General features: G+C 54.7%; 25 protein-coding genes. 3 read left to right on the forward strand and 22 right to left on the reverse strand.

Features of this window, described 5'->3' with window-relative positions; all coding sequences use genetic code 11:
* Positions 1-335: 335 nt before the first annotated feature.
* From lpxA to IR141_RS02510, 12 genes are all read right to left on the reverse strand, one after another.
* Complete coding sequence (gene lpxA / locus IR141_RS02455) at positions 336-1,112, reverse strand: acyl-ACP--UDP-N-acetylglucosamine O-acyltransferase (RefSeq protein WP_135034102.1); 777 nt, start codon at positions 1,110-1,112, stop codon at positions 336-338.
* A 67-nt stretch (positions 1,113-1,179) separates the two neighbouring features.
* Complete coding sequence (gene fabZ / locus IR141_RS02460; protein ID WP_135034103.1) at positions 1,180-1,635, reverse strand: 3-hydroxyacyl-ACP dehydratase FabZ; 456 nt, start codon at positions 1,633-1,635, stop codon at positions 1,180-1,182.
* Between the two features lie 13 nt (positions 1,636-1,648).
* The gene (lpxD, locus tag IR141_RS02465) at positions 1,649-2,695 is read right to left on the reverse strand and encodes a UDP-3-O-(3-hydroxymyristoyl)glucosamine N-acyltransferase (protein ID WP_135034104.1); all 1,047 of its coding nucleotides are present in this window, start codon (positions 2,693-2,695) and stop codon (positions 1,649-1,651) included.
* Positions 2,696-2,884: 189 nt separating this feature from the next.
* Complete coding sequence (locus tag IR141_RS02470) at positions 2,885-3,394, reverse strand: OmpH family outer membrane protein (RefSeq protein WP_135034105.1); 510 nt, start codon at positions 3,392-3,394, stop codon at positions 2,885-2,887.
* A gap of 75 nt (positions 3,395-3,469) precedes the next feature.
* Positions 3,470-5,869, reverse strand: coding sequence for an outer membrane protein assembly factor BamA (gene bamA / locus IR141_RS02475; RefSeq protein ID WP_135034106.1), 2,400 nt, complete (start codon positions 5,867-5,869; stop codon positions 3,470-3,472).
* A 4-nt stretch (positions 5,870-5,873) separates the two neighbouring features.
* Positions 5,874-7,214 carry an RIP metalloprotease RseP gene (gene rseP, locus IR141_RS02480; RefSeq protein WP_135034107.1) on the reverse strand — a complete coding sequence of 447 codons (1,341 nt, stop codon included), beginning with the start codon at positions 7,212-7,214 and terminating at the stop codon, positions 5,874-5,876.
* A 139-nt stretch (positions 7,215-7,353) separates the two neighbouring features.
* The gene (locus IR141_RS02485; protein ID WP_135034108.1) at positions 7,354-7,878 is read right to left on the reverse strand and encodes a hypothetical protein; all 525 of its coding nucleotides are present in this window, start codon (positions 7,876-7,878) and stop codon (positions 7,354-7,356) included.
* 21 nt (positions 7,879-7,899) lie between these two features.
* Complete coding sequence (gene ispC / locus IR141_RS02490; protein WP_135034109.1) at positions 7,900-9,093, reverse strand: 1-deoxy-D-xylulose-5-phosphate reductoisomerase; 1,194 nt, start codon at positions 9,091-9,093, stop codon at positions 7,900-7,902.
* Positions 9,094-9,446: 353 nt separating this feature from the next.
* Positions 9,447-10,244, reverse strand: a complete 798-nt coding sequence (locus IR141_RS02495) for a phosphatidate cytidylyltransferase (RefSeq protein ID WP_135034110.1) — start codon at positions 10,242-10,244, stop codon at positions 9,447-9,449.
* A complete protein-coding gene (locus IR141_RS02500; protein ID WP_135034111.1) occupies positions 10,244-10,993 on the reverse strand; it encodes an isoprenyl transferase in 750 nt (249 codons plus the stop codon). The genes IR141_RS02495 and IR141_RS02500 overlap by 1 nt, the downstream gene beginning before the upstream one ends.
* Positions 10,994-11,086: 93 nt before the next feature.
* Positions 11,087-11,644, reverse strand: coding sequence for a ribosome recycling factor (gene frr / locus IR141_RS02505; protein ID WP_135034112.1), 558 nt, complete (start codon positions 11,642-11,644; stop codon positions 11,087-11,089).
* A gap of 754 nt (positions 11,645-12,398) precedes the next feature.
* Complete coding sequence (locus IR141_RS02510; protein ID WP_135034113.1) at positions 12,399-12,746, reverse strand: arsenate reductase; 348 nt, start codon at positions 12,744-12,746, stop codon at positions 12,399-12,401.
* A gap of 115 nt (positions 12,747-12,861) precedes the next feature.
* Here IR141_RS02510 and IR141_RS02515 point away from each other — a divergent pair, with 115 nt between their 5' ends.
* Positions 12,862-13,497, forward strand: a complete 636-nt coding sequence (locus IR141_RS02515) for a hypothetical protein (RefSeq protein WP_135034114.1) — start codon at positions 12,862-12,864, stop codon at positions 13,495-13,497.
* A 563-nt stretch (positions 13,498-14,060) separates the two neighbouring features.
* Here the strand turns inward: IR141_RS02515 and IR141_RS02520 are convergent.
* From IR141_RS02520 to IR141_RS13320, 3 genes are all read right to left on the reverse strand, one after another.
* Entirely contained in the window at positions 14,061-14,711 is a 651-nt protein-coding gene (locus IR141_RS02520; protein ID WP_135034115.1) for an HAD family hydrolase, read from the reverse strand.
* Positions 14,712-15,022: 311 nt separating this feature from the next.
* The gene (gene hemC, locus IR141_RS02525; RefSeq protein ID WP_135034116.1) at positions 15,023-15,967 is read right to left on the reverse strand and encodes a hydroxymethylbilane synthase; all 945 of its coding nucleotides are present in this window, start codon (positions 15,965-15,967) and stop codon (positions 15,023-15,025) included.
* A gap of 39 nt (positions 15,968-16,006) precedes the next feature.
* The gene (locus IR141_RS13320; protein WP_228068132.1) at positions 16,007-16,258 is read right to left on the reverse strand and encodes a hypothetical protein; all 252 of its coding nucleotides are present in this window, start codon (positions 16,256-16,258) and stop codon (positions 16,007-16,009) included.
* Between the two features lie 697 nt (positions 16,259-16,955).
* On the opposite strand from IR141_RS13320, the gene ybeY reads away from it, so the two are divergent.
* Both ybeY and IR141_RS02540 read left to right on the forward strand, forming a co-directional pair.
* Complete coding sequence (gene ybeY / locus IR141_RS02535) at positions 16,956-17,459, forward strand: rRNA maturation RNase YbeY (protein ID WP_135034118.1); 504 nt, start codon at positions 16,956-16,958, stop codon at positions 17,457-17,459.
* 18 nt (positions 17,460-17,477) lie between these two features.
* The gene (locus IR141_RS02540) at positions 17,478-18,308 is read left to right on the forward strand and encodes an HlyC/CorC family transporter (RefSeq protein ID WP_135034119.1); all 831 of its coding nucleotides are present in this window, start codon (positions 17,478-17,480) and stop codon (positions 18,306-18,308) included.
* 715 nt (positions 18,309-19,023) lie between these two features.
* Here the strand turns inward: IR141_RS02540 and glyS are convergent.
* The 7 genes from glyS to msbA all read right to left on the reverse strand — a co-directional run bounded on the left by glyS (position 19,024) and on the right by msbA (position 26,136).
* Positions 19,024-21,084 (reverse strand): glycine--tRNA ligase subunit beta, encoded by a 2,061-nt coding sequence (glyS, locus tag IR141_RS02545; RefSeq protein WP_135034120.1) that lies wholly within the window; start codon positions 21,082-21,084, stop codon positions 19,024-19,026.
* Between the two features lie 50 nt (positions 21,085-21,134).
* Positions 21,135-21,305, reverse strand: a complete 171-nt coding sequence (locus IR141_RS13325; RefSeq protein ID WP_228068133.1) for a hypothetical protein — start codon at positions 21,303-21,305, stop codon at positions 21,135-21,137.
* Positions 21,302-21,508: a Fic family protein gene (locus tag IR141_RS13330; RefSeq protein ID WP_228068134.1), complete on the reverse strand. Its 207-nt coding sequence runs from the start codon at positions 21,506-21,508 to the stop codon at positions 21,302-21,304. Before IR141_RS13330 ends, IR141_RS13325 begins: the two co-directional genes overlap by 4 nt.
* A gap of 86 nt (positions 21,509-21,594) precedes the next feature.
* Entirely contained in the window at positions 21,595-21,915 is a 321-nt protein-coding gene (gene rhuM, locus IR141_RS02555) for a RhuM family protein (RefSeq protein ID WP_167742995.1), read from the reverse strand.
* A gap of 288 nt (positions 21,916-22,203) precedes the next feature.
* Positions 22,204-23,280 (reverse strand): glycosyltransferase family 2 protein, encoded by a 1,077-nt coding sequence (locus IR141_RS02560; protein WP_135034121.1) that lies wholly within the window; start codon positions 23,278-23,280, stop codon positions 22,204-22,206.
* A gap of 2 nt (positions 23,281-23,282) precedes the next feature.
* Positions 23,283-24,116 (reverse strand): glycosyltransferase family 2 protein, encoded by an 834-nt coding sequence (locus IR141_RS02565; protein ID WP_135034122.1) that lies wholly within the window; start codon positions 24,114-24,116, stop codon positions 23,283-23,285.
* Positions 24,117-24,279: 163 nt separating this feature from the next.
* Positions 24,280-26,136, reverse strand: coding sequence for a lipid A export permease/ATP-binding protein MsbA (gene msbA, locus IR141_RS02570; protein WP_135034123.1), 1,857 nt, complete (start codon positions 26,134-26,136; stop codon positions 24,280-24,282).
* Positions 26,137-26,212 lie beyond the last annotated feature (76 nt).

Consider the following 26,212-nt stretch of genomic DNA (forward strand, 5'->3'; position numbering starts at 1 on the left):
TGGAGCGTCTGACTTATTGCTGCGATATTTTTGAGACGGGCAATGATTCTTACCGGATGAAACACCGCTCATAGGGTGGCTCAATTTTAGACCACAACTGTGGCTCAGTTTTGGAATGGAATTGACAGCCTGACAGAGTCCGGCAATATTGCACCGTTTGAAAAACAAAAGCGGCTATCCCGCAAAACACGCCGGTTTAGCGCATGCGGCTTCATGTATCAGGTATATATTTCTTTTGAATGAGTGATTGGATTTCACCATAAAAACGCCCCTCAAACCGGTTAAGCCCCCCGGTTGAGGGGAAATATTTTTCAGACGGCCTTTCTTCTCTTCTATCAGCGGATAATCCCGCGCGAAGAAGTGTCGAAAAAGTTTTTAAACACTGCCAGCTCGGGCGCGGTTTCGGCCATTTTCAACACTTCGGCCTTGGCTTCTTCCAAACCCAAGCCCTGGCGGTAGAGGATTTTATACACCTCTTTTACGCGGGCGATTTGTTCGGGCGAAAAACCGTTGCGGCGCATGCCTTCGCTGTTGAGACCGGCCGGCTCGGCGCGGTAGCCCGAAGCCATCACATAGGGCGGTACGTCTTTATGCACGCCGGCGGCGAAAGCAGTCATGGCATAATCGCCGATTTGGCAGAATTGGAACACCAGCGTGTAGCCGCCCAACACCACATAATCGCCGATGGTAACGTGCCCGGCCAGCGAGGCGTTGTTGGCGAAGATGGTGTGGCTGCCGATTACGCAGTCATGCGCCAGGTGCACATAGGCCATAATCCAGTTGTCGTCGCCGATGCGGGTTTCGCCGATGCCGGTAACGGTGCCGGTGTTGAAGGTGGTGAATTCGCGGATGGTGTTGCCGTTGCCGATAATCAGGCGGGTGGGTTCGCCGCGCCATTTTTTATCCTGCGGCTGGGCGCCGAGGCTGGCAAACTGGAAGATTTTGTTGTTTTCGCCGATGGTGGTGCAGCCTTCGATTACGGCATGCGGCCCGATTTCGGTGCCTGCGCCGATCTGCACATTCGCGCCGATAACGGTGTAGGCGCCGACTTTAACGCCGGAGTCGAGTTCGGCTTTGGGGTCGATGAGGGCGGTGGGGTGGATGAAGCTCATGCGGGCTTTCCTTTATTGCAGGCCGTCTGAAAACTGTTTTTCGGGTTTCAGACGGCCTTTTGGCGGATTACTTACCGACTACGCGTTTGGCGCACATAATCACGGCTTCAACGGCAACTTGACCATCGACTTTGGCCACGGCGTTGAATTTGCCGATGCCGCGTTTGTTGGCAATCAGCTCCACTTCAAACACGAGCCGGTCGCCCGGAACCACTTGGCGTTTGAAGCGGGCATTATCGATACCGGCGAAGAAAAAGAATTCGTCTTCTTTGCGGCCGCCTTCGCTCAAAATGGCCAATGTGCCGCAGGCCTGTGCCATCGCTTCGATAATCAGCACGCCCGGCATCACCGGCAGCTCGGGAAAGTGCCCCTGAAACTGCGGCTCGTTCATGGTAACGTTTTTAATCGCCGTGAGGCTTTTCATGCTCTCAAATGCAATGATGCGGTCTATCATCAGAAACGGATAGCGGTGCGGAATCAGTTTGTGGATGTCTTTGGCTTCGAGCGGGAGTCGGATTTCCATGATGCGTTATTCCTTATTGATTATCGGCAGGCTTGGGTTCCAAAGCCTTTTCAAGTTGTTTGATGCGTTGGTTCATTTCGCTCAAGCGGCGGATATGGACGGCGTTGCGCGCCCATTCTTTATGGGTCTGCATCGGATAGGGGCCGGCGATGTGTTGGCCGCTCTCTTTGATGCTGTGGGTGATGCTGCTGCCGCCGCCGATGGTGGTTTTGTCGGCGATTTCGATGTGGCCCACCGTGCCGACACCGCCGCCGATGATGCAGTAGCTGCCGATGGTTACGCTGCCGGAAATGCCGGTTTTGGCGGCAATCACGGTATGGCTGCCGATTTTGCAGTTGTGGCCGATTTGCACCTGGTTGTCGATTTTGGTGCCGTTGCCTACCACGGTGTCGCTCATCGCACCGCGGTCGATATTGCTGTTGGAGCCGATTTCCACATCATCGCCCAGCGTAACAGCGCCGGTTTGCGGAATCTTAAACCACGAATCGCCCGCAAACGCCAAGCCGAAGCCGTCGGCACCGATAACCGCGCCGGAATGGATTTCCACACGGTTTCCCAACGTGCAGCCGTGGTAGATAACGGCGTTGGGGTGGATAATCACTTCATCGCCCAGTTTGCAGTTGTGTTCGATTACGGCTCCGGCCAGAATGCGGCAACCTTGTCCGAGCACGGTATCGGCGCCGATATAGGCGTGCGCGCCGATTTCGCATCCGGCGGGAACGGTGGCACTTTCTTCGACAACGGCAGTCGGGTGGATGAGGCCGCTGGCTTTTTCAAGCGGCGAAAACAGCCGCGCCACTTTGGCAAAATAAAGATAAGGGTCTTGCGCCACAATCAGGTTGCGGCCTGCAAATTCATCGGCGGTTTGGGGCGACACAATCACAGCGCCCGCCGCGCTTTCGGTAACATCGGCTTTATATTTGGGGTTGGCCAAAAAGCTGATGTGCGCGGCAGACGCATCGGCCAGCGGTTTTACCGCACTGACTGAAACATCGCTGCCGCGCCATGCTCCGCCCAGCTCGGCGGTAATTTGTGACAAGGTGTAAGAAACGGTATCCATTCAGAGGGCTGCCTTTGCGGTTGAAAAAGCCGGAGTTCCGGCAAAACGGTTTTCAGACGGCCTCTTGCTGTGTTGCACATCCATGCCTTTGAAAAGAGGCTGCTGTATATATTGATGCCGGCGGCCGGGTTGGGTTGCCTGAGCCGTATCTGCATTCGGGCGTGGCGGGGTTTCGGCCGTCTGAAAGCATTAACGGGCGTTCATGGCTTTGATAACGCGGTCGGTGATGTCGTATTTGCTGTTCACATAGATAACATCTTTCAAAATCAGGTCGTAACCTTCTTTTTTGGCCAAATCGATAATCACGCGGTTGGCGTTTTGCTGCAAGGCGGCAAATTCTTCGTTGCGGCGCAGGTTGTATTCTTCGGCTAATTTTTCTTGCTGCAGGCGGAATTTCTGCACCAATTCGCCGAGCTGGCGCGCGGTTTTCTCGCGCTCGGCTTCGGTGAGTCTGTCTGAAGCAAGTTTTTTCTCCAAAGCCGCGCCTTCCTGTTGGATTTTTTGCAGGGTTTTATGTTTGCCGCTGAATTCTTTTTCCAGCGTTTTTTGAATTCCCTGAGCCTGTTTTGATTCTTGATACAGCCGTTCGGCATTGATAAAGCCGAGTTTCTGCACGCCTTCGGCGGCCGCGCTGCCCATCAGACCGAAGCCTAATACGGCAGCGGCACACCAGTATGCCCAATGTGGATTCCGGTTCATAATAAAGTCCTTTTTGCCCATCGCTTGAAGCTGAAAAGGCACCACCCGGCGGCCGGGGTGTTTCATGCTTCAGGCTTAGAATGTGGTGCCCAGTTGGAACTGGAAGCGTTGGATTTCGTCGCCCTGTTTTTTCTTAATCGGATAAGCATAGCTGAATTTCATCGGACCCAGGGGCGACAGCCAAGTCAGTGCCGCGCCGGCGGAATAACGCAGCTCTTCTTTAAAGGTGGATTTATGGGCGGCACCCGCACCGTAAACGTTTTGGGTGGCACCGTTGGTGTAATAGGCATCGCTGCTGCTATCGTTATAGGTTTTGCCGTCCCACACGCTGCCTGCATCGGCAAACAGGCTCAAGCGCACGGTGCGGGAATCTTTGATGCCGGGCATCGGAAACAGCAATTCGGCGCTGACATTGGCTTTTTTATTGCCGCCGTAGCTGATCATGTCGCCGTAGCGGTCATACACTTTCGGGCCGAGTGTGCCGCTTTCAAAGCCGCGAACCGAACCCAAACCGCCGCCGTAGAAGTTTTCAAAAAACGGCATTTCTTTGGTTTTGCCGTAACCGTTGCCGTAGCCCACTTCGCCGCCGAGCATCAGTGTGAGGTTTTTATTGAGCGGGAAAAACCAGGTTTGGTTGTGGGTTAGGGTGTAATATTGCAAATCGCTGCCGGGCAGGCCGATTTCGCCGTTTACGTTGGTGAGATAGCCCCGCGTGGGCCACAAGGCATTGTCGGTTTTGTTTCGGCCCCAGCCGATATTGCCTTTGTAGATCCAGCCTTTGAATTTGCCGATACCGTTGGTGCCTTCGCCGTGTTCGTTGATGAAGTCGCGATAGCGTTTGGGCGCGCCGTCATACGTATTTACCGTTAAATGCTCTGCCCCTAAGCCGAGATTGATCCGGTCGTATTCGGTAACCGGAATGCCCATGCGCACGCCGGTGCCGAGAGTCGTGGTTTTATATTGCTGGGCACTGGAAGAAGACTCGCGCGGGTCGTAAACCCGGCCATAAAGATCGTAGCCCATGCTTACGCCATCGGGCGTGAAATACGGTTCTGTAAACGACAGTGAGGCACTTTGAGTGGTTTTACTGCGCGATACGCGCGCTGAAACGGATTTTCCTGTGCCGAACAGGTTGTCTTGAGCTACGCCTGCCGACAATACCAAACCGGTATCCTGCACCCAGCCCGCACTCAAATCAAGCGAGCCGGTGGAGCGTTCTTTAACCGACATATCCAAATCCACTTGATCGGGCGTGCCTTCTACGGGCTTGGCTTCAAACTGCACATCATCGAAATAACCCAACAGCTCCACGCGCTCTTTGGAGCGCTGCAGCTTGGAAACGTCATAGGGTGCGGCTTCCATCTGGCGCAGTTCGCGGCGCACTACTTCATCGCGGGTTTTGTTGTTGCCGGAAATATTGATTTCGTTCACATAAACTTTGCGGCCGGGATCCACTGCAAGCACGAAATCCACTACGCCGGTTTCGGGATTGGGCACAGGCTGCACATTGATTTCGCTGAAAGCATAGCCTGCGCTGCCCATGGCCGTCTGCATCGCCTGCAGGCTCTCAACCATCTTCTGCCGCTCGTAGCGTTTTCCCTCTTTCATTTTCAGCATTTTATACAGATTTTCTTTCGGCACTTCGCGGGTGTCGCCTTCAATCTGCACTTTACCCCAACGGTAACGCGGGCCTTCATGCACCTTCACATGAATGGTTTGGCGGGTTTTGTCTTCGTTGGTTTGGATATAGGTGTCGATGACGCGGGCTTCAAAATAACCGTTGTTTTGGTAGAAATCGGTTACTTTTTCCATATCTTGAGCAAATTTCTGCTCGTTGAAACGGTTGTTGCGGGTGAGCCAGCTCATGGCGCCGGTTTCGCTCAGCGACATTTGGCGGCGCAGTTTGCGGTCGGAATATTGTTCGTTGCCTTCAAATTCGATATCGGTAATTTTTGTGGTGGCACCCTCATCGATTTTCACATCGATGGCCACGCGGTTGCGCGCCAGTTTGCTGACGGTAGGAGTGATTTGCACCGACTGCTTGCCGCGGGTGATGTATTCCTGTTTCAAACCGGCCAGTGCTTCGTTGAGCTTGGCTTGGTTGAAAGGTTGCGATTGAGCCAAACCGAAGGCATCGAAGTTTTTCTTGATGGCTTCGTTTTGCAGCATTTTTGCGCCGGTGATATTGACGCTGCTGATGGTCGGGCGCTCCACTACGGTGAGCAGCACCTGACTGCCTGAGGTTTCTACGCGCACATCGTCAAAAAAGCCCGTGGCATAGAGATTTTTGATGATTTCTTCACCTTTTGCATCGGTGAAGTTATCGCCGATTTTCACGGGCAGATAGTTGAATACCGTGCTCGGTTCGGTGCGTTGCAGGCCTTCTACACGAATATCCTGAATGGTAAAGTCGGCCATAGCCAGCGGCGAGAAGCCTATCAACATCAAGGTTGCAGCAATCTGTTTCAATTTCATAACATTATCCAAACAAACGGGTTATATCGTTAAAGAAAGCCACCATCATCAGCATCAGCATGAGGGCAAGACCGAAGCGCAGGCCGGCGGCCTGTATGCGCCCGCTCAGCGGTTTTCCGCGTATCCATTCGGCGGCATAATACACTAAATGCCCGCCGTCCAAAACCGGAATGGGCAATAAATTCATGATTCCTAAGCTGATACTGACCAGCGCGAGAAATTCGACATAACTTTGCAGGCCGTATGAAGCGGTTTTGCCCGCTACATCGGCAATGGTTATCGGGCCGGAAATATGGCTCAAAGATGCTTGTCCGGTCAATAATTTACCGAAGAATTTCACCATCATTGCCGAATAATCCGCAGTTTTCTGCCAGCCCATCCCAAAGGCTTGTGCTACCGTGGGGGTGTATTGGCGGCGGATTTTTTCTGTCCATGCTTCATCGCTTTGCGGCGCAACGCCTGCTTTGCCGATTAAGGTGTGGTCGGCCAATTCTTCCGAGTTGGGGCGCAGGCGGGTTTCAAATGTTTGGCCGTTGCGCAGATATTGTATGGTCAGGCTTTTGCCGGGGTTTTGGCGGAACAGCGCCGACCAGTCCGACCAGTAATGCAGCCGTTTACCCTCGGCAGCCACCAGCGTGTCGCCTTTTTTCAGCCCTGCGGCGGCGGCCGGGCTGCCCGGCAGCACTTCGGCCAGTGTGTTGGTGATTTTAAACGGCAAGAGGCCGATATGCCCCTGCTGTTTGACCACCTGCCCGGCATCTGCGGTGCCGGCAATGTTGATGGTGCGCACGGCGTTTCGACCGTTTTGGGTTTCCACTGCCACATTCACTTCGGCCGATTCGAGATTGAGCACGATTTCGTTGCGGGCGGCCGACCAATCGTTCACCGCCACGCCATTAACCGACACAATCTTGTCACCCGGAACGAAGCCCGCGCGGGCGGCGATGCTGGCCGGCTCCACTGTGCCCACATACGGGCGCAACTCGGTGATGCCCATCGAAAAACTCAGCCCGAACAACAATACTGCCAGCAGCAGATTGGTGAGCGGGCCGGCCGCTACGATGGCGATGCGTTTGGTGGGGTGTTGTTTGTCGAAAGCATAGGGCAGGTCGGCTTCGGCCACACCGCCTTCGCGGGTATCGACCATTTTCACATAGCCGCCCAGCGGTATCGGTGCGATGCACCATTCGGTGTCGCCACGCTTTTTCTTTAAAAAAGGTTTGCCGAAGCCGACCGAAAAGCGCAGCACTTTCACGCCGCACAAGCGCGCCACGATATAGTGGCCGAACTCGTGCAGGCTGACCAAAATCAGAATGGCAACGATAAAAGCAAGCAGTGTTTGCAAGAGAAACTCCCTGTTGATGGTGGTGTTTATGTTTTCAGACGGCCGGCCGTCTGAATATCTGCAGGCAGATTCCGTTTATTTCCGGCACGCCTCGCGCACGGCCCGTTTGGTTTTCGGCTCATCTCCCACTTCATAGAGCTTAATAAGCGGTCATACCTTCGGCATCGCTGTAGCCTCTGTAAATATCCGGGGGGTTGTTGCAAATCAGCAGTGCATAATCTGCGCCGGGCAGCGGCAGGCCGTGGCTGTCTCTAATAACGAACTGCTCGCCAAACGGGCCTGCTCCCGCGCGCGGTCTCAATACCCAGCCCTCTGCCGGCATTGGGTGGTCGAAAGCGAAAACCGCCGTGCGCCCTTCTGAATCGGTGATGCCTTGAAATACATTTTTCTCCTTTTTAACGAAAGGCAGTGTTTCGCTGCGGTGGGAAAGCGCATAAGCGGTATCCCCCATATGGGCGCCGTAAAAATGTTCCATTTGGAAACGGTAGCGGTATTTGCCCGAACCATACACTTCGGCATCTGAAAAGTCTTCGATGATACGGAAGCTCCGAGGGCTTTTGCTGCTTTCGGTGCCGGCAGGATCCGGTGTGTCTGCGGTTGTTGCTGTGCAGGCGGCAAGCATTGCCGGCATGAGGATAGAAGCCAATATTTTGAGTGTGGTCATGGTTTGCCTCTGCAGATAATTTCAGACGGCTTGTTTCAATCTGCCGATAAAATCCTGCGCTTGGGCGCGCGTTTGCGCATCTTGTGCCAGCAGGCTCTCTATATCGTTGAGGCCGTCTGAAAAGCCTTGTTCCAAACAATATGCCACGGTGCGGGCGATGTCGGTAAAACGGATTCTGCCTGCCAGAAAGGCGGCTACGGCTTCTTCGTTGGCGGCGTTCAACACGCACGGCGCGCCGCCGCCTGCGTGCAGGGCATCGTAAGCCAGCTTCAGGCAGGGGTAGCGGGCCAAATCGGGTTGGCAGAAAGTTAAGGCCGACAAGGTGGCAAAATCCAGCGCGCCTGCGCCCGATTCGATGCGTTCGGGCAGGCCCAGGCAATAGGCTATCGGCGTGCGCATATCGGGGTTGCCCATCTGCGCCAGCACCGAGCCGTCGCGGTAGCGCACCATGCTGTGAACCACGCTTTGCGGGTGTACCACCACTTCGAGTTTTTCGGGCGGGCAGTGAAACAGCCAATGCGCCTCAATCAGCTCCAGCCCTTTGTTCATCATGGTGGCAGAATCCACCGAAATTTTCTGCCCCATCACCCAATTGGGGTGTTTCACCGCCTGCGCGGGGGTGATGCGGTCGAATGCGGCCAAATCGGTATCGAGAAACGGCCCGCCCGAGGCGGTGAGGATAATCGATTCGATGCCGTGTGCGTTCAGACGGCCTGAATAATTCTGCGGCAACACTTGGTAAATGGCGTTGTGTTCGCTGTCTACCGGCAGGATTTTCGCACCGCCGGCACGGGCGGTTTCCATAAACAGCGCGCCCGAAACCACCAGCGTTTCTTTGTTGGCCAGATAAATGGTTTTGCCCCCGGCTGCGGCTGCCAGCGCAGAAGGCAGCCCTGCCGCGCCCACGATGGCGGCCATCACGCCGGTAACTTCGCCCGCACCGGCCACATCGATCAGAGCCTGCGCGCCGTAGAGCACTTTGGTGCGGCAGCGGGCGGATTTCAGCAACTGCTCCAGCAGGGCGGCGTGTTGGGCATCGGCCGCCACGGCAAACTGCGGGTTGAAACGTTGGCACTGCGCGGCCAGCTTGTGCACCTGTTTGTGCCCGGCCAGTGCGAAAATGCGGAATTTTTCAGGGTGGCGCGACACCACATCAAGCGTGCTTTCGCCTATGCTGCCGGTGCTGCCCAAAATGGTTAAAACTTGTTGTGTCATGGTTGGGTTCGTTTGGGCTGGCCGTCTGAACACGCGGTGCACCCCGCCCTGTGTTGGTTTCAGACGGCCTAAACCGTTCAAAATATCAAAATAACGGATTGCAACCGGCCGCCCGATTTTCAGGCGGCCCGGCGGCGGGTTTGCGCGTTGCGTGTCGGGTCGCAAACAGCACGGAGGCAGTATAGCGGGCGCAAGCCGCAGCAGGGCAGAGCCGTTGAGTGGATTTTTCATTTCCGGTGCCGGGCGGCAGGCAGCAGGCAATAGGAGCTGGTTTTGCTGCCGCTTGGTCGGCTTGCCCGGCCGTGCCCGCAGTCGGGGGTACAACGGAAATGAAAGGGTTTGCTGTATCCTGTTCAGCCGAACACGGCCATCATGGCGGCATACACGCCCAACACGGCAATCAGGCTGTCTATGCGGTCAAACACGCCGCCGTGGCCGGGCAGCAGGCTGCTGCTGTCTTTGATGCCCGCCGAGCGTTTGAACCAGCTTTCGAGCAGGTCGCCGATTATGCTCACGGCGGTCAGCAGCCAGCCGGTGAGCACGGCGCCGAACCATGAAACATCAAAAGCCAGCCAGCCGGCGCTGTTCACACAAATCATATAAACGGCCGCGCACAATGCGCCGCCGAGCGCGCCTTCCCAGCTTTTGCCGGGGCTGACGGCGGGGGCGAGCTTGTGTTTGCCGAAGGCCTTGCCGAAAAAATAAGCAGCGATATCGGCCACCCACACCAAGCCCATCACGGCCAGCAGCGACAGGGCGGATTCGGCATCCGGCCGCAGCGATACCAGCGCAAACCAAAAAGGCAGCATCAGCATCAGGCCGGCGGCGTAGGCTTTCCAATCGGCTTTAAGCGGCCATTTTTTATACAGCCACAGCGGCACCAGCAGCAGCCAGAATGCCAGCACCGCCAGCCACGAAATCACGGGAAGCTGCCAGCCGCCGGCATAGGCTGTGGTGCCGAACACGGAGGCAGCGGCGAGATAGTGGTGGTTTTGCGCTTTTGCCATGCCGCTCATGCGGGCGTATTCCCACAGCGCCAGCAGGGCAATCAGGCCGCTGAAAGCCGCCCACAGGCCGTCTGAAGCCCAAAACAGCATGCCCAGCATCAAGGGCAGCAGGATCAAAGCCGTGATCACACGTTGTTTCAGCATTATTCGCTCCGTTGTTGTTCGGGGGGAAGCTGCTCGCTGGTGCGGCCGAAACGCCTTTCGCGGGTTTGGAAGGAGCGTATGGCGGCATCGAGCGCGGCATCATCGAAATCCGGCCACAGGGTGTCGGTAAAATACAGCTCGGCATAGGCCATCTGCCACAGCAGAAAATTGCTGATGCGGGTTTCGCCGCCGGTGCGGATAAACAGATCCGGCTCGGGCGCTTCAGAGAGCATCAGGTGTCGGGCCAAGTCTGCTTCGGTTGCTTCGGCCGCCCCCCCGCTTATCAGCTTGTTTACCGCCTGCAGAATATCCCAGCGGCCGCCGTAGTCGGCTGCCACGGTGAGGGTGAGCCCGGTGTTGCCTGCAGTTAAGGTTTCGGCTGCCGCGATTCCCTGCTGTATGGCTTTGCTGAAGCGGCTGCGGTTGCCGATAATTTTCACGCGCATATTGTTTTCGTGCAGGCGCTGCCCCTGTTTTTGCAGTGTCTGCAGAAACAGCCCCATCAGAAACGACACTTCGTCTTCGGGGCGGCGCCAGTTTTCGGTGGAAAACGCAAACACGGTGAGATATTGCACGCCCGATTCTGCACACCGCTTCACCATGTTTTCCAACGCATTAAGACCGCGTTTGTGCCCCATCACGCGGGGCAGTAAGCGTTTTTTCGCCCAGCGGCCGTTGCCGTCCATAATCACGGCGATATGGCGCGGGATGCGGGTGTGCTCCAAAACCGTTTGCGTGCTGCTTTTCATATGTGCATTCCTTACGGAAGAATCGAGGCGGGCAAGGCCGTCTGAAAAACAAAAACGCTAAAGAATGCCGGTGGTTTTCAGACGGCCTTCGGGTTAAATCGCCATCAAGTCTTCTTCTTTAGCCGCCAGCATTTTATCGACTTCGGCGATATATTTGTCGGTGAGCTTCTGAATCTGCTCTTCGCCGCGGCGGGCGTCGTCTTCGGAAATTTCTTTGTCTTTGAGCAGGCGTTTGAAATCGTTGTTGGCATCGCGGCGCACGTTGCGGATGGCTACGCGGCCTTCTTCGGCTTCGGCGCGCACCACTTTGATCAGGTCTTTACGGCGCTCTTCGGTGAGCATGGGCATGGGCACGCGGATAACATCGCCCATGGCAGCGGGGTTCAACCCCAAATTGGAATCGCGGATGGCTTTTTCCACCGCAGCGGCCATATTGCTTTCATAAACTTTTACGCCGATAGTGCGCGCATCGAGCAGGGTAACGTTGGCCACCTGGCTCACCGGCACGGGGCTGCCGTAATATTCCACCTCCACCTGGTCGAGCAGGCCGGTGTGGGCGCGGCCGGTGCGCACTTTGGTTAGATTTTCGCGCAAAACTTCAAGCGAACGCTGCATTTTGGAGTCGGCTGTTTTTTGAATATCGTTAATCATTGTTTTACTTTCAAGTCCAATAAAATCAGTCAGATGAGTGTAAAGTCCGTTGGCAGCCCGCAGCCGGGGCGGCCTTTGTCGGAGAATAACGGGTGATGGTACCGCGCTTGACCGCTTACGACAAGTTTGTCGGGCGGAAGGAGAGCGCAGATTGGCTTTCAGGTGGCCTGAAACCTTTGTAAACTCAAAATCTTGATAACCTAAAAAATCATTTCAAAGGTTTATTTGCCGTTTGGGTGGTGTTTTGCACCTTTTGCAAAGGCTTCTGCCGTTGCCTCCAAGATTTCGCCCCTTGCAGCTTTCAGGCAGAATTGAATTATAGTGAATCTGCTTTATTTTCGCTGAAAGACAATAGGTTGCAGACAGCACCGATAGCAATGAAATGGGCAGCAATCGGTTTTAAACGTTGTTCAGATGGCAGGGCTCCGGCTGATATGTTGGCAGTCTGTTCGTCTAAAATATTTGGGGAGCTCAATTTGCCTCAGCCCCAATATTTTCAGACAGCCTTTATCGGTTATTTATCATAAACCACACGGAGTCGTTCAGCGGTTTGCAAAGCAATTCTTCTTGAACTAAAGCTTAGTATTCTATTCTATAACGGAAATAAAGCAGGTTCACTATATTTCAGAGAAACTGATTCTATTGCAGCTTCGGTGGTTTGCCAAACTGCTTTTTATTTTGGGCCGGCCGGGGTGGGGCAATGCTGCATTGTTTGGTGTTGGGGTATTCGGAAAACCGTTCCGGGTCTGCTGTTTCAGCGGAACACTTGCTCATATTCGGTCGTTTGAAACCCTGCATAACAGCGTCCGTTATGGCAGAGAACGGGCCTTTTGATGATGCTGGGGTGGGCCGTCATCAGCCGCACGGCACCCTCTGGTGAGTCTGCTTCTGCCTGCTCGGCGGTGCTGAGTTTGCGCCAGGTGGTGCCGCGCTTGTTCAGCAGGGTTGCAAGCGGGATATCCCGCAGCCAGCTTTCTATCAGTGCTGCATCGGGCGGTGTTTTTTTGAAGTCGGAAAATTCATAGTCCACACCGTTTCCGGCCAGCCATGCGCGGGCTTTTTTCACGGTGTCGCAATTGGGGATGCCGTAAACTATAGTCATGGGTTTTCCTTAAAGAGTGTTCAGACGGCCTGATTGTAAAACCACTGCGGGGGTTTGTCATGCGGCAGAAAACAGGCTATGCTTTTCGAACCGGATAATCAATAGGAGCCACGCTATGTATAAAACCGCTTTTGCCGCTTCTGCCGTGCTGTTGTTGGCCGCTTGTTCGGAACCGCAGCCCGACAAGGCAACCTTTGAAAAAGCCATCAACCGGTATTCGGCGGCGCAAGGTATGTGTATGCCTTTGGTTTTGAATGTGGAAAACGGCATTTTAACGGGTGCGGCCGCAGTGGGCGAACCGCTGGTGAAAATTGCCGAACGCGATTCGGAAGGCCGTAAAATCAATGAATCGGCCTTCAGGCAGATGCGCCTGCTCGATAAAGAGGGCTTTTATAAACAGGGGCGGGCCGAAACCGTGCCTTCTCCCGAAAACGGCCGTGAGATTAAAGTGCAGGTTTATGAATTGACCGACAAGGGCAGGGCGCAGGCGCGCCCCGGCCCGGACGGCGTACACTTCTGCATCGGCGCGCTGAAAGTGGTGAAGGTGAATTGGTTCACCGAGCCGACGCCTGCCGATGGTGTAACTGTGTCGAAAGTGTCTTATGAAGCGCGGCTGGAAACTGCCAAATGGGCCGAGCGGTTTATGCGCGAAGGCGGCAGTGGCTGGAAACACCCCGACACTACGCGAAATTTGGCGGCCACTATGGTAAAAACCAACGATGGCTGGCGCGACATCCGCGAGCTGCGCTGAAACACGCTCTTTCGCGGTCGGCAGCGGCGGGCTTCGGGCTGCGGGAAAGTGCGTATTGGCGAAGGCCGAGGTTCTGCAAAAACACCTTAGGCCGTCTGAAAGGTTTAAGGGCTGAAACATGATTCCTGCACAGGCGGGAATCCGATAAAAATATCGAAGGATTGACTCAACAAATACTTGAATGCCGAATGCCGCCACTCCTGCCTGAACGGGAATGGCGGCAAATAAATTTCTTATGATGTTTTTTTGAATTTTGAAAAGTTTTTAGGCCGTCTGAAAACAGCGTTGTGCAGTTTTTCAGACGGCCTTCAACCGTTTTTTCGGCACAGGGCAGCAAGCCGGAGAATACGGAGACAGCAGGAAACGGGTTTGCCGCTTGGGCCGGCCAAACTGTTTTTTGAGCTGTGGCGCAGCAACGCCGTAACGGAAATAAAGTGGCTTCGCCATGCCGGTTTGCGCCGAAAAAGCCGTCAAGGATGCCGCCCGCAAACAAAAAAAGCTGCTCTGAATGATTCAGGGCAGCTCCGAAACACATGGCGGGCATACGGAATATTCGCTTTTTGTCAGATATATTTCAGCAAATCTAAAGGCTTGTCGATGGTCATATCATACGGCCACAGAGCGGTGTCGTCATCGGCGGCGATATAGCCCCAGTTGGCCAACACGGTTTTCATGCCGGCGTTTCGGCCTGCCTGCATATCGCGCTCGGCATCGCCCACATAGATGCAGTTGCCGGGATTCACGCCGATTTGTTGGCAGGCATACAACATGGGCAGCGTGCTGGGTTTGGCTTCGGCACAGGTGTCGCCGCTCACTACCACGGCGGGCGCAACGGTGAAACCGAGCTTGGGCACAAGGCGGCAGGTGAAGGTGTGCGGTTTGTTGGTGATGATGCCCCAACGGATGTCGCGCTCGTTGAGTTTGCTAATCAACTCGTTGATTCCTTTGAATAAAACGGTTTCTTTGTCGAAGCAGCGTTCGTATTCGGCCAGGTATTCCTGCCGCCAGAAGCCGTGTTCGGGGTGGGTTTTGCTGATGCCTGCCCCCATCAGAATCAGGCCACCGGCACCGTGGCCGGCAACGGGGCGGATTTCGGCCATGCTTTTTTCGGGCAGGCCGCGCCGGCGCAGCAGGGTGTTGAGTGCGCCGCCCAAATCGAGCGCGGTGTCGGCAAGCGTGCCGTCCAAATCAAATAATACTGCTTCGGTTGTCATGGTGTTTTCCTGTTTGGGGTGGTGTGCGGACGCTGCGTAGGCTTGTGCGGCAGTTCGCCGCCTGAGGCAGGCCGTCTGAAAACATGCGGCCGGCGGCCTGTTTTTTCAGCTAATCGGCGCAGCCGCCGCTGCACGGGTATGCAGTCAGGCCGAACAACCCTCATTTTTCAGACGGCTTGAGCCGTTATCCGCCCCGGTTGAACTGCCCGCCGTTCCCGCAGATAAAAGCATTTTGGCTGTCGGAACTGCCGTTGTGCGGGTGCGGCCGGGCCGAACCGTCCTGCATTGTTCAGACGGCCTGAATCTGTGGCTTATTGCGCCTGATGCTGTTCTGCCAAAACAGCGCGAATCAGTTCTGCCGCGCCATCGTCGGCCAGTTTTTTGGCAACGGCGCGGCCGAGGGCATCGGCATAGGCCGCAGGTGCTTCGGCTTCGGCCTGCAAAATCACCGAGCCGTTGGGGTGGCCGACCAGCGCGCGCAGGCTCAGCAGGCCGTCTGCTTCGGTGCAGTAGGCGGCAAGCGGCACTTGGCAGCTGCCGTCCAACGCGCGGGCGAGTGCGCGCTCGGCAGTAACGCAGGCGTGGGTAACGGGGTGGTTGAGCGGGCGGAGCACTTCGAGCAGGTCGCGGCGGTGTGCGGCAATTTCTATGCCCAATGCGCCCTGGCCGGCAGCGGGCAGGCTTTCGGAAGGCGGCAGAATCAGGCGGATGCGTTCGTTTAACCCCAAGCGCTGCAAGCCGGCGGCGGCAAGGATAACGGCATCGTATTCGCCGTTATCCAGCTTGGCCAAACGGGTTTGCACGTTGCCGCGCAGGGGTTTGACGGTTAAATGCGGAAAACGGGCGCGCAGTTGCGCTTCGCGGCGCAGGCTCGATGTGCCGACAACCGCACCCGCGGGCAGGTCTTCCAATCGCCCGAAGCGGTTGGAAACAAACGCATCAAACGGGTTGGCGCGCTCGCCGATGGCCGCCAGCGCAAAACCGGGCGGCAGCTCCATCGGCACGTCTTTAATCGAATGCACGGCCAAATCGGCGCGGCCGTCTTGCAGAGCCTGCTCCAACTCTTTGATAAACAGCCCTTTGCCGCCGATTTTCGACAGGGTTTTATCGAGAATCTGGTCGCCGCGCGTGGTCATGCCGAGAATTTCCACTTCGCAATCGGGATAAAGCTGTTTCAGACGGCCTTGGATATGCTCGGCCTGCCACATGGCCAGCACACTTTCGCGGCTGGCGATAACGAGTTTTTTCGGGGTCATGGTTTGCTTTGAAAAACGGGTGAAACGGGGCGCATAAGTCTAACACAAACTCTCCACCGCCACCGCCTGATTGTAGCGCCCCAACGGCCCGAAACCGTTGCCGTTGTTTTGGGCTTTGGTGAGGATGCGGCCGTTGATGCACACATCGTTCAGGGTAACGTTATACGCACCCGAATGTTCGCGTTTAGTCTCCACATTCTTAATCAAACTGTAACCGCTGATAATAAAATAAGTTTTTTCGGAAGTAACAAATTCTGCCTGCTCGAATGAAAAATGAACTGTTCCCGTCATTTTTACTGCGTTATCGCTGTTGCTTGCTGCTTGGTACGGCGTTACAGCCGTCGCAGACGAAGAAGCGGTTGCGGCATTTGTTTGTTGCCTTACTGTTGGCTTGCTGCCTTCCTCAGCTTCTGTTTGATCGTACCCACTACAGGCAGACAAGAAAATCAGCACAGAATAAAGAAATTTTTTCATGTTCAATTGTTGTTAGTGATTTATAAAAAATATCCCGCCGCAAATCAATAAATCGGTTTATTTGATTTTCGGCGGGCTAAACCTTGAAGTTATCATTTGCAGCAAATTCTCTTACTCCGCTATGAGACTTATTGCCCTATGGATGTAGAGGGATGTGCTATAATTATTGATAAATCAGGACAGATCTCACCAACCGGCCCCAATTCCCCAAAACAAACCTCTTCCCAATCCTCTTCTGTCTTCTACATTAGAGCTTACCGGTCTCATGCGATAAATATAACCGCCTGAAATTTTTTCATATCAAAAATATTTAATTCTTTCATAACTATGAATCCTTTATCTAAAGTGAAATTTATTTCAAAAACAAAAATATCATGAAAAATACATAACATTTTATATTTCATATGATTTACCCAGTTAAATCATACTTAACATAAGGACAAATCCAAGTGTTCAAAGTTTCAAAAAAAATTAAAATACCAAATAATTATTGCCGATTTTTTTATCAACCATCATGAAACGCGCCAAAAAATATCCTTTTCTCAAATTGCAGCGGCAGCGCTTCTCACTGCATTTCAGCAACCAAAGCGGCATCGCCGCCCTACCGGCCGAACACGATTTCTACCGCTGGATCTGGCACGCGCTGAAACACCGCTTCCGCCGCGCCGAAATCGGCCTGATCCTGCTCGACAAAGAAGCCGCCCGCACCTACAACCGCGACTACCGCGGCAAAGACTACGCCACCAATGTGTTGAGCTTTGCCTTCAACGAAGGCGAAATCTTTCCCGAACAGCTTTCAGACGGCCTTTACGGCGATTTGGTGATTTGCCCACAAGTGGTGCTGAAAGAGGCCGCGGAACAAGGCAAAACGCCCGGACAGCATTTCGCCCACCTCACCCTGCACGGCACGCTGCACCTGATGGGCTACGACCACATTGACGAAGCCGAAGCCGAAATCATGGAAACACTTGAAACCCGCCTGCTGAATCAGTTAGGATATCCCAACCCGTATGTTTGATTAGGATTGAACACTAAAATGGACGACAGCCAGTCGAAGCCTTCTTTTTTCGAACGCATCATCTCCCGCATTTCGGGCGATGCCCCCGATTCCGCCGAAGACGTCGTCAGCCTGCTTCGCCAGGCGCACGAGCAGCAGGTGTTTGACAGCGAAACCCTGCAACACCTTGAAAAAATGCTGGATTTTTCCGAGCTCGAAGTGCGCGATGCCATGATTACCCGCAGCCGCATGGATGTGATTAAGGCCGGCGAAAGCATGGAGCGCATCATCGCCTACATTATCGAAACCGCCCATTCGCGCTTTCCCGTTATCGGCGAAGACAAAGACAACGTATTGGGCATTCTGCACGCCAAAGATCTGCTGAAATATGCCTTGAATCCCGAGCAGTTCAACCTGCAAAGCATCTTGCGCCCCCCTGTGTTTGTGCCCGAAAGCAAACCGCTCAACACCCTGTTGAGGGAGTTTCGCGAGCAGCGCAACCATATGGCGGTGGTGGTGGACGAATACGGCGGCATTTCCGGCCTGGTAACGCTTGAAGACATCATCGAACAGATTATCGGCGACATCGAAGACGAATTTGATGACGATGAAAGTGCCGACAATATCTTCCCCGTTTCTGCCGAACGCTTCCGCATCAACGCCGTTACCGAAATCGAAGACATCAATGAATATTTCGGCACTGCCTACAGCAGCGAAGAAGCCGACACCATCGGCGGGCTGGTGATTCAGGAAATCGGCCACCTGCCTGTGCGCGGCGAAAAAGTGGTGATAGGCTCCCTGCAGTTTACCGTTGCCCGCGCCGACAACCGCAGGCTGCACACGCTGATGGCAACTCGGGTGAAAGAATAGCCTGTTTGAATTTTCCGTTGGTATGAAAGGCCGTCTGAAACGCTGTTCAGACGGCCTTTATGCGTGCGCGGCGGCCGCTTTGCTTCAGATTAAGCCGGAAAATCCCCCCCCTCGACCGCAACACCGCCGTTGCTGCCTGAGCGGGAATACGGTCGGGCAGGCGTTTCAGACGGCTTAAGCGAACGCGGCGGCAATCCACGGCGTTGGAAAAGACTCTGCACCAATGAAAAGCGTGCCTCGCGACAAGTATGGCCGATGCAGGGAAAGCCCCCGCATTTTCTCAAGCCGTGGTTGGGCAACATTCAAAAACACCAAAGGAACACCAAAGGAACACCAAAGGAACACAAGGCTTGCTGCCGTTATTGCTGCCGGCGCGGGAATACGGAAAGGATGGTGATGATGGCGTTGAAGCCTTTCAGACGGCCTCAAAGTGTTTTATAAAGGGCTTCGGCCGTCTGAAAATGTTGAAACGGTGAGATACATATTTTTTGGATACCGCGCGGTACGGCGGGGTTGGGAAACAGGGCGTTTCGGGCGGCCGGGGCAGGTTTGCCGTTCGGTTCAGACCCGTGATAACGGCAAAGGCGTGATAACGGGGCAAGACGTGAATGGAAAAGGGCGCAATCCTGCGCAATACAGGATTGCGCCCTTGAAAACCGTTTGGTCAAACCGCCCGGTTTTAGGGTTCAGACGGCCTTGTGCCGGCAGGAGTGTATCAGCCGCCCAACAGCGCGATATCGGCCACCGCGTTCATTTGAGAGGCCAGCTGGTTGAGCAGGTTGAGGCGGTTTTGTTTCACGGCGGCATCATCGGCCATCACCATCACGCTGTCGAAAAAGGCATCGACCTGCGGTTTGATGGCGGCCAACCCGGTTAAGGCCGTCTGAAAATCCTGCGCGGCCAGCGCGGCATCGATTTTCGGCTGCAAGGCTTGCGAAGCGGCAAACAAGGCCTGCTCTTCGGCCTGCTGCAACAAGCTTTCGTTTACTGCACCCGGTTGGGCATCGGCTTTTTTCAGCAGGTTTTGCACACGCTTGTTGGCAGCGGTGAGCGCGGCGGCTTCGGGCAGTTTTTTAAATGCTTCCACCGCTTGCAGTTTGGCGGGAAGATCGTTGAGGCGGTCGGGTTGCTTGGCCAGCACAGCGGCCGCCACGTCTTGCGGATAGTCGTTTTGCAGCAGCACCGCCAGCCGCGCCTGCATAAATTCGGCCACTTCGGCGAGCGTGTTACCGGCCAGCCTGCCGGCGGGGAAGGCGGCATAAGCGGCTTGCAGCACATCGCTGATGCTCAAATCGCTGTTCATCAGCATACGCAGAATGCCCAGGGCGGAGCGGCGCAGCGCGTAGGGGTCTTTATCGCCGGTGGGAATCAGGCCGATGCCCCAAATGCCGACCAGCGTTTCCAGCTTGTCGGCCAGCGCGGCGGCGGTGGCAATTTTGCCTTCCGGCAGTTGGTCGCCGGCAAAGCGTGGCCGGTAATGCTGCTCGATGGCGTTGGCGGTTTCTTCGGTTTCGCCGTCCGAAAGGGCGTAGTATTTGCCCATTGTGCCTTGCAGTTCGGGAAACTCGCCCACCATTTCGGTGACCAAATCGGCTTTGGATAGGCAGGTGGCGCGCTCGGCGGCATCGACATCGGCGCCCAGGGCGGCGGCAATATGGCGGCTGACGGCGGCGAGCCGTTCGATGCGTTCGGCCTGGCTGCCCAGTTTGTTGTGGTACACCACTTGCGACAATTTCGGCAAACGGCTTTCGAGCGTGGTTTTTTGGTCTTGCCTGTAGAAAAACTCGGCATCGGCCAGCCGCGCGCGCAACACGCGCTCGTTGCCGCGAACGATATGCGAAGGGTCTTCGGCCTGCAGGTTGGAAACCAGCAGAAAGCGGTTGATTAGTCTGCCATTTTTATCCAGCAGCGGAAAATATTTCTGGTTTTGCTGCATGGTGAGAATCAGGCATTCCTGCGGCACGGCGAGAAAATGTTCTTCAAAACCGGCTTCCAGCACCACCGGCCATTCCACCAGCGCGGTAACTTCTTCCAACAAGGCATCATCGGCGGCCACGGTGGCGTTCAAGCGGACTGCCTGCCGGGTTAAGGCCGTCTGAATGGCGGTTTTGCGCTCGGCAAACGAAGCCATCACCCTGCCTTCGTTTTTCAGTTGCACGGCGTAGCTGTCGGCATCGGCCAGCACAATCGGGCCGTCTGAAAGAAAACGGTGGCCGAGGGTGAAGTTGCGGCTCTGCAACCCCAACACCGATACGGGCACGGTGTCTGCGCCGTGCATGGCCACCAGCCCGTGCACGGGGCGCACGAAGGTGTGTGTGCTGCTGCCCCAGCGCATCACTTTGGGAATCGGCAGCTTTTTCACCGCTTGGCTGAGAATGTCTTCCAGCAGTTCGCCCAAAGGTTTGCCCGCTTGGGTAAACTCGTGGGCATAAACATTTTGTTTGCCGTCATGGATGATTTTCAAGTCGGCAATTTCCACGCCGGCCGAGCGGGCGAATCCTGCCAGGGCGGGGGTGGGGTTGCCGTCTTTCACGGCGTGGGCGGCGGCGGGGCCTTTTTTTACCACCAGCCGGTCGGCCTGCACGGTTTTCACGTTTTCTACCTGCACGGCCAGGCGGCGCGGTGAGGCATAGGCGGTGTAGCCGGCGCTGCCGTCTGTTAATTGCGCTTTTTCCAGCCCTTCGGCAACGGAGGCGGCAAAGTGGTTGCCGAGATTATCGAGGGCTTTGGGAGGAAGCTCTTCGGTTAAGAGTTCGATTAACAGGGTTTGGGTCATTGTTGTTGCTTTCTTTTTGTGTTTGTTCGGTTAAGGGTTTCAACAGGCTTTCAGACGGCTTGATTCAGCATGTGCATCATCAGGCGGATTAAAGTTTCTTTTTGTTTGGGGTTGGATTCTGCCACCAGCAGCGTTAAAGCTGCCAGCTCGGTGTCGTTAATCACGGGGTTGCCGTGTTTGTCCGCAACCTGCCGTTGCGGTGCAGAAAATCGGCAAATCAAAAGGCATTACTGCGCTTGTTGCTGTCTGCAAACGGGTGGTTTTTCACAACAAAATACAATAAATGCGCGGCCTTGCCCTCCATGCCGGGACAGGCTGCTTTGCCGAAAACGGTTTGTGCCGGATTGCCCAACAGGGCTTCCAGGCCGTTGCCGCGTTCGCGGGCGAACAATTCGGTGGCTTCGCCCCGCTGTATCAATTGCATTTTTAACCTGCCACAGCATGCTGCGTCCGGCTGCGGTCGGCAGAGTGCCGCCATTTTCGCCGAGCCGCTTGCTCAGCAGCCCTTCATCATATTGCTGCAACCACAAAAACATTTGCGTGTAGCGGCTGACAATATCCACCAGCCCGCGCCCGCTTTGTATGGTTGTCGGGCGATGCGGCGGTTTTCTGAATCAGCGCCAAAGCCTGATGCAGCTCACCGGCATTCTGCTGCAAACGCTTTTGGTTGAGCGTGTAGCCCTTGGGCAGATAGTCTTTCAGACGGCCGGTTGCCCAACGGCGGAACGCAACGCCGTGCGGGGACTTGATGCGGTAGCCCGCCGAAATAATGGTTTCAAGGTCATAAAAGGTAACCGGCCGGTCGGCAGAAGCAATATGCATTTTTTGCATATTGCTTTTTCACTGATTTCACCTTTGTCAACCGCATTGTTGATATGGCGGGAAATCACAGATTGGTCTCTGCCGAACAGTTGCACCATCTGCGTCTGCGACAGCCAAACGGTTTCCTGCCCGAAGCGCACTTCCACATGGGTGTGGCCATCGGGGGTTTGGTAGATTTCGATGGGGTTGTTCATAAGCGTTTTTATAGTTTGCGGATGTGTTTTTCAGACGGCCTTAAGGTATGTTTTGGTCTCGGCCTATGCGGCCGGTTATGATGCAGGCCGTCTGAAAATGCCGTTAGCTCACTCGCTGTTTTCTAAACAGTTTTCTCACCGACTGCTCCAAACAATACAGGGGGCTAAACAGCAGCCAAGCCGGTGAAAATATTATTTTGAATAATTCTGCCTCTGCTCCTGCTGTTGGGGGAATAATGTTGCGTTTTTTCGGCCTGCCGCGCATTGCCCAATTGATTTTTTTACCGAAGCGGATGATTTTCCAAGTGTGGGAACGGTAAATATCGACCAGGTGTTGCGAGGCCGGCAAACTGTTTGCCGGGCTGCCGTTGAAAATAGGATTGACTGCAATGGTGTCGATTTCTTTTACCCACCAGCCGAAGTGTTTTACTTTTAGCCGGTACAATTGGCGGTCGGCTTCATGCCATGCTTCTCTTTTCTGCATGGCTTCGTGTGAAGTTACGGCACCGCCCGATAAGATCGTATTGCTGCCGTCTGAGCGTATGCAGTATTCCGCACTGTGCCCCGGAACACGCAGCGGTTCATGCCTAAAGGCCAGGCGCAGTAGAAATTCATAGTCTTCATTTTTGCACAGCTGCTCATTTACTGTGCCGAGACCGCCGGCCCTTTCCCTATCCAACACAAAAGAGTGAATTGGGATAAAGTTGTTTTTCATATGTTCGTGAAACGAATACTCTCCTTGATAGAAAGGATAGCTGCGTGATATCAGTTGCCCGTCTTTGTTGAAATCTGCCCTGACAATGCCGCTGTAAGCCCAAGCAAATTTGCTTTTTTGCAATGCCTGAACCAGCTGTTGGTAATGATGGGGATAAACTTTGTCGTCATCGTCCAAAAAGGCCAGATATCTTCCGGTAGCGGCTTCCATGCCCATGTTTAAACTGAGCGAGCGTGCATCGGCTTCCGATACATGGTGTAAAAAGCGGATATTGGGGTAGTATTTTTGCCATTTCTCAATCAGCAGCCGGGTTTTTTCCAACGAATCTGTTCGGGTTTTGCATTGGGAAACAATAATGGGTTCTAAATCATGATGTTGCTGGCCGGATAAAATAAACAGGCATTTATCTAAAAAATGCTCGCGCCCGGGCATGGTGCGGATAACGACAGAAACGGTTTGATTCATGTTCAGCTCCACATAGGCTGCGCGAAATGCAAGCCGTTATTGAAATCGGGATTGGCTTTCAACACTTCTTCAACCGAGTGTTGCGGGATTTTTTCAAGCTGCTGCAACAAATCTTTTTTGCTCAAATCCACATATTTCATCCATATATTCAAGGCTGTGTTTTGAAATTTTTCGGCACGCCATTTATGTGCGAGACAAGTGGCGGCACGCCAGATTTCCGACTCTCTCGACTGCCTTTCCATGGCATAGTGGAAAAACAGCGCATCGGCGCAGGTGTAGCAGTGGAAACCTGCCGCTTTTGCCCGCCACGATAAATCCACATCTTCGCAATATAAAAAGAAATCTTCGTCAAAACCATGTATTTTTTTATAGATTTCATTGGGAATCAGCACACATGCGCCCGAACACCAGCCGGTCAGCCCGGTTGCAGGGTTGAATGTTTTCGGGTGCATGATCGGCTCCTGTATGGCTTCGACCAAGCCGTGCCAATCGGTTTTGCAGGCAAAGGCAACCAGTTTTTCCAAGCCTTGATCGTGCAGAAAACCATCGGGGTTCATGCAGAGATAGGCGGTAGAGTGGGGGGATGTTTCTGCAAAAATGCGGTTGTGGCCGCCGCCGAAGCCAAGATTTTCGCCTTCGTAAATTTTAACCGGCCACCCTTTGGCGGCAGCCAGGGTTTCCATCTCTGCCACGAGCTTTCTGCTGCCTTGGTTGCGGATAAGCACCTCGAAATTTTCTGCGCCGTAGGTTTGGCTGAAAACCGCTTCCAAACAGCGGGAAATTTCGGAAACGGGGTTGTTGTAGGCCAATATGCCTATGCTGATAAACGGCTTCATTTGATTCTCTCCTGATGCTGAAAGCCAATGTTGCAAAACGCAGGCCAACATATCGTGCTGTTCTGCAGATCTTTTATTCCCGGCCTTTGAATAATACCGATGCAAACCTGCCCGGTGTTTGAATGAGCAGCCGCAAACCCGAGGCCGTCTGAAACGCATGGTGTTAAGGGTTGCCGGCTTGTTTGGGCATATTGCTCAATGCGGCGTAATAGCCGCCTTTTTTCATTAACTCTTGATGCGAACCTTGCTCGATGATGCGGCCTTCGTCCATCACAATGATGCGGTCGGCCTGTTCGATGGTGCTCAGGCGGTGGGCAACGATGATGCTGGTGCGGCCGTGCATCAGGCGCTCGAGGGCTTGCTGCACGAGGCGTTCGGATTCGTTGTCCAGCGCGCTGGTGGCTTCGTCAAGCAGCAGTATCGGGGCGTTTTTCAAGATGGCGCGGGCAATGGATACGCGCTGGCGTTGGCCGCCTGAAAGCTGGTTGCCGTTGGCGCCGATGGGTTGGTGCAGGCCGTGCGGCGAGAGGTTTACCAAGTCTTGCAGGTTGGCGGCGTTCAGCGCGGCCAGCACTTCTTCTTCGCTTGCTTCGGGGCGGCCGTAGCGCACGTTGGCCAAGAGGGTGTCGTCAAACAGAAACACGTCTTGCGACACCAGGGCGAATTGCGCGCGCAGGTTGGCCAGGGTGAGGTCGGCGATATTGGCACCGTCCAGCCAAACCGCGCCTGCGCTCGGCTCCACAAAACGCGGCAGCAGGTTGACCACGGTGGTTTTGCCGCTGCCGGAGCGGCCGACCAGCGCCACGCGCTCGCCGGGGCGGATGTCGAGATTGAAGTTGTCGAGCGCTTTTTTGCCGTCTGCGCGGTAGCGCACATCGATGTTTTCGAATTTCAGACGGCCGGTAACGTTGTGCAGGGTTTGGGTGCCGGTGTCTTTTTCGGGTTCGTTGTCTAAAAACTGGCACACGCCGTCTGAAGCCAGAAACATGGTCTGCATGGGAATGCTGATGTTGGCAAGGTTTTTAATCGGACCGAGCATTTGCAGCATGGCCACGATAAAGGCCATAAATTCGCCGATGGTGGTGTAGCCGTTTTGGCTCTGCCACAGGGCGATGAAAATCACCACTGACAAGGCGAAAGAAGCGATTAATTCGCTGAACGGCGAGCGGGCGGCGGTGGCCTGGGTGATTTTTTTGCCCAGCCTCACGATGGTGTTGTTTACTTCGGCAAAACGGCCGGCGGCCTGCTCTTGACCGCCGAAGAGTTTTACCACGCTGTGCCCCTGGTGTACTTCGTTTACCACGTTGTTGAGTGTGCCGATGCTTTGCTGGGCGGAGGCGATGATGTGTTTGAGGCGGTTGCGGTAGTAGCGCGAGAGCAGCGAGAGCAGCGGGAACATCAGCGCCACAATCAGGCTGAGCTGCCAGTTGAGATAGAGCAGCACACACACCAGGCCGATAACGATTAACGTGTCGCGGGTGAGGGTGATAAACACATTGCTGGCGTTGCTGATGGATTGTTCGGCCATCTGAACCATGTTCATCAACACATGGCCGGAAGGTGTTTCTTGATGGAATTTCGGCGAGAGCAGCAGCATTTTGGCAAACATGTCGCGGCGCACATGGCTGATGGCCATCACCGAAACCCAAGTCATCAGATAAGTGCTGGCGAAGCGGCAGATGCCGCGTATCATCACCAAAACGATAAAAAACACCGGCACGACCCACACTTTGTCGGGCGTGCCCCAAATCATATAGGTGAACTGCATTCTCCAGTTTTGCAGGGCGGCGATGATGCCGGTGGCGGTGGAGGGTTCGGGTGGGGCGGTGGGCGGTGCGAAGCCCTGATTGACCAAAGGCGCGATAAAGGCGGCCAGATAGCTTTCGGTGGCGGCCACACCGAAAATGGCGGCCAAAGCCCAAATGATGCGGCCTTTATAGGGGCGCACATATTTCATCAGCCGCATAAAGTTATGCGAATCTTCTTTGGTGAAGAGGCCGAAGGTGAGTTTTTCTATCATAAAGTCCGGGCCGTTTGAAAAATGTTGCAAGGCGTTTTCAGACGGCCTGTAAGCCTTGCGGCCGTCTGAAAACCCT

The organism is Neisseria sp. 19428wB4_WF04 (genome assembly GCF_015235335.1).
In the GTDB taxonomy this organism is placed as follows: domain Bacteria; phylum Pseudomonadota; class Gammaproteobacteria; order Burkholderiales; family Neisseriaceae; genus Neisseria; species Neisseria musculi.

Coding starts and splice junctions, on each gene's coding strand:
- frr (WP_135034112.1), bottom strand. CDS start 11,644: ATGATTAACGATATTCAAAAAACAGCCGACTCCAAAATGCAGCGTTCG.
- lpxA (WP_135034102.1), bottom strand. CDS start 1,112: ATGAGCTTCATCCACCCCACCGCCCTCATCGACCCCAAAGCCGAACTC.
- rhuM (WP_167742995.1), bottom strand. CDS start 21,915: ATGCAAAAAATGCATATTGCTTCTGCCGACCGGCCGGTTACCTTTTAT.
- IR141_RS13330 (WP_228068134.1), bottom strand. CDS start 21,508: ATGCAATTGATACAGCGGGGCGAAGCCACCGAATTGTTCGCCCGCGAA.
- IR141_RS13320 (WP_228068132.1), bottom strand. CDS start 16,258: ATGACGGGAACAGTTCATTTTTCATTCGAGCAGGCAGAATTTGTTACT.
- fabZ (WP_135034103.1), bottom strand. CDS start 1,635: ATGGAAATCCGACTCCCGCTCGAAGCCAAAGACATCCACAAACTGATT.
- IR141_RS02560 (WP_135034121.1), bottom strand. CDS start 23,280: ATGAATCAAACCGTTTCTGTCGTTATCCGCACCATGCCCGGGCGCGAG.
- lpxD (WP_135034104.1), bottom strand. CDS start 2,695: ATGGATACCGTTTCTTACACCTTGTCACAAATTACCGCCGAGCTGGGC.
- msbA (WP_135034123.1), bottom strand. CDS start 26,136: ATGATAGAAAAACTCACCTTCGGCCTCTTCACCAAAGAAGATTCGCAT.
- IR141_RS02510 (WP_135034113.1), bottom strand. CDS start 12,746: ATGACTATAGTTTACGGCATCCCCAATTGCGACACCGTGAAAAAAGCC.
- IR141_RS02520 (WP_135034115.1), bottom strand. CDS start 14,711: ATGACAACCGAAGCAGTATTATTTGATTTGGACGGCACGCTTGCCGAC.
- IR141_RS02500 (WP_135034111.1), bottom strand. CDS start 10,993: ATGAAAAGCAGCACGCAAACGGTTTTGGAGCACACCCGCATCCCGCGC.
- IR141_RS02565 (WP_135034122.1), bottom strand. CDS start 24,116: ATGAAGCCGTTTATCAGCATAGGCATATTGGCCTACAACAACCCCGTT.
- IR141_RS02495 (WP_135034110.1), bottom strand. CDS start 10,244: ATGCTGAAACAACGTGTGATCACGGCTTTGATCCTGCTGCCCTTGATG.
- ybeY (WP_135034118.1), top strand. CDS start 16,956: ATGAAACGCGCCAAAAAATATCCTTTTCTCAAATTGCAGCGGCAGCGC.
- IR141_RS02470 (WP_135034105.1), bottom strand. CDS start 3,394: ATGAACCGGAATCCACATTGGGCATACTGGTGTGCCGCTGCCGTATTA.
- IR141_RS02485 (WP_135034108.1), bottom strand. CDS start 7,878: ATGACCACACTCAAAATATTGGCTTCTATCCTCATGCCGGCAATGCTT.
- IR141_RS02515 (WP_135034114.1), top strand. CDS start 12,862: ATGTATAAAACCGCTTTTGCCGCTTCTGCCGTGCTGTTGTTGGCCGCT.
- glyS (WP_135034120.1), bottom strand. CDS start 21,084: ATGACCCAAACCCTGTTAATCGAACTCTTAACCGAAGAGCTTCCTCCC.
- hemC (WP_135034116.1), bottom strand. CDS start 15,967: ATGACCCCGAAAAAACTCGTTATCGCCAGCCGCGAAAGTGTGCTGGCC.
- bamA (WP_135034106.1), bottom strand. CDS start 5,869: ATGAAATTGAAACAGATTGCTGCAACCTTGATGTTGATAGGCTTCTCG.
- ispC (WP_135034109.1), bottom strand. CDS start 9,093: ATGACACAACAAGTTTTAACCATTTTGGGCAGCACCGGCAGCATAGGC.
- IR141_RS02540 (WP_135034119.1), top strand. CDS start 17,478: ATGGACGACAGCCAGTCGAAGCCTTCTTTTTTCGAACGCATCATCTCC.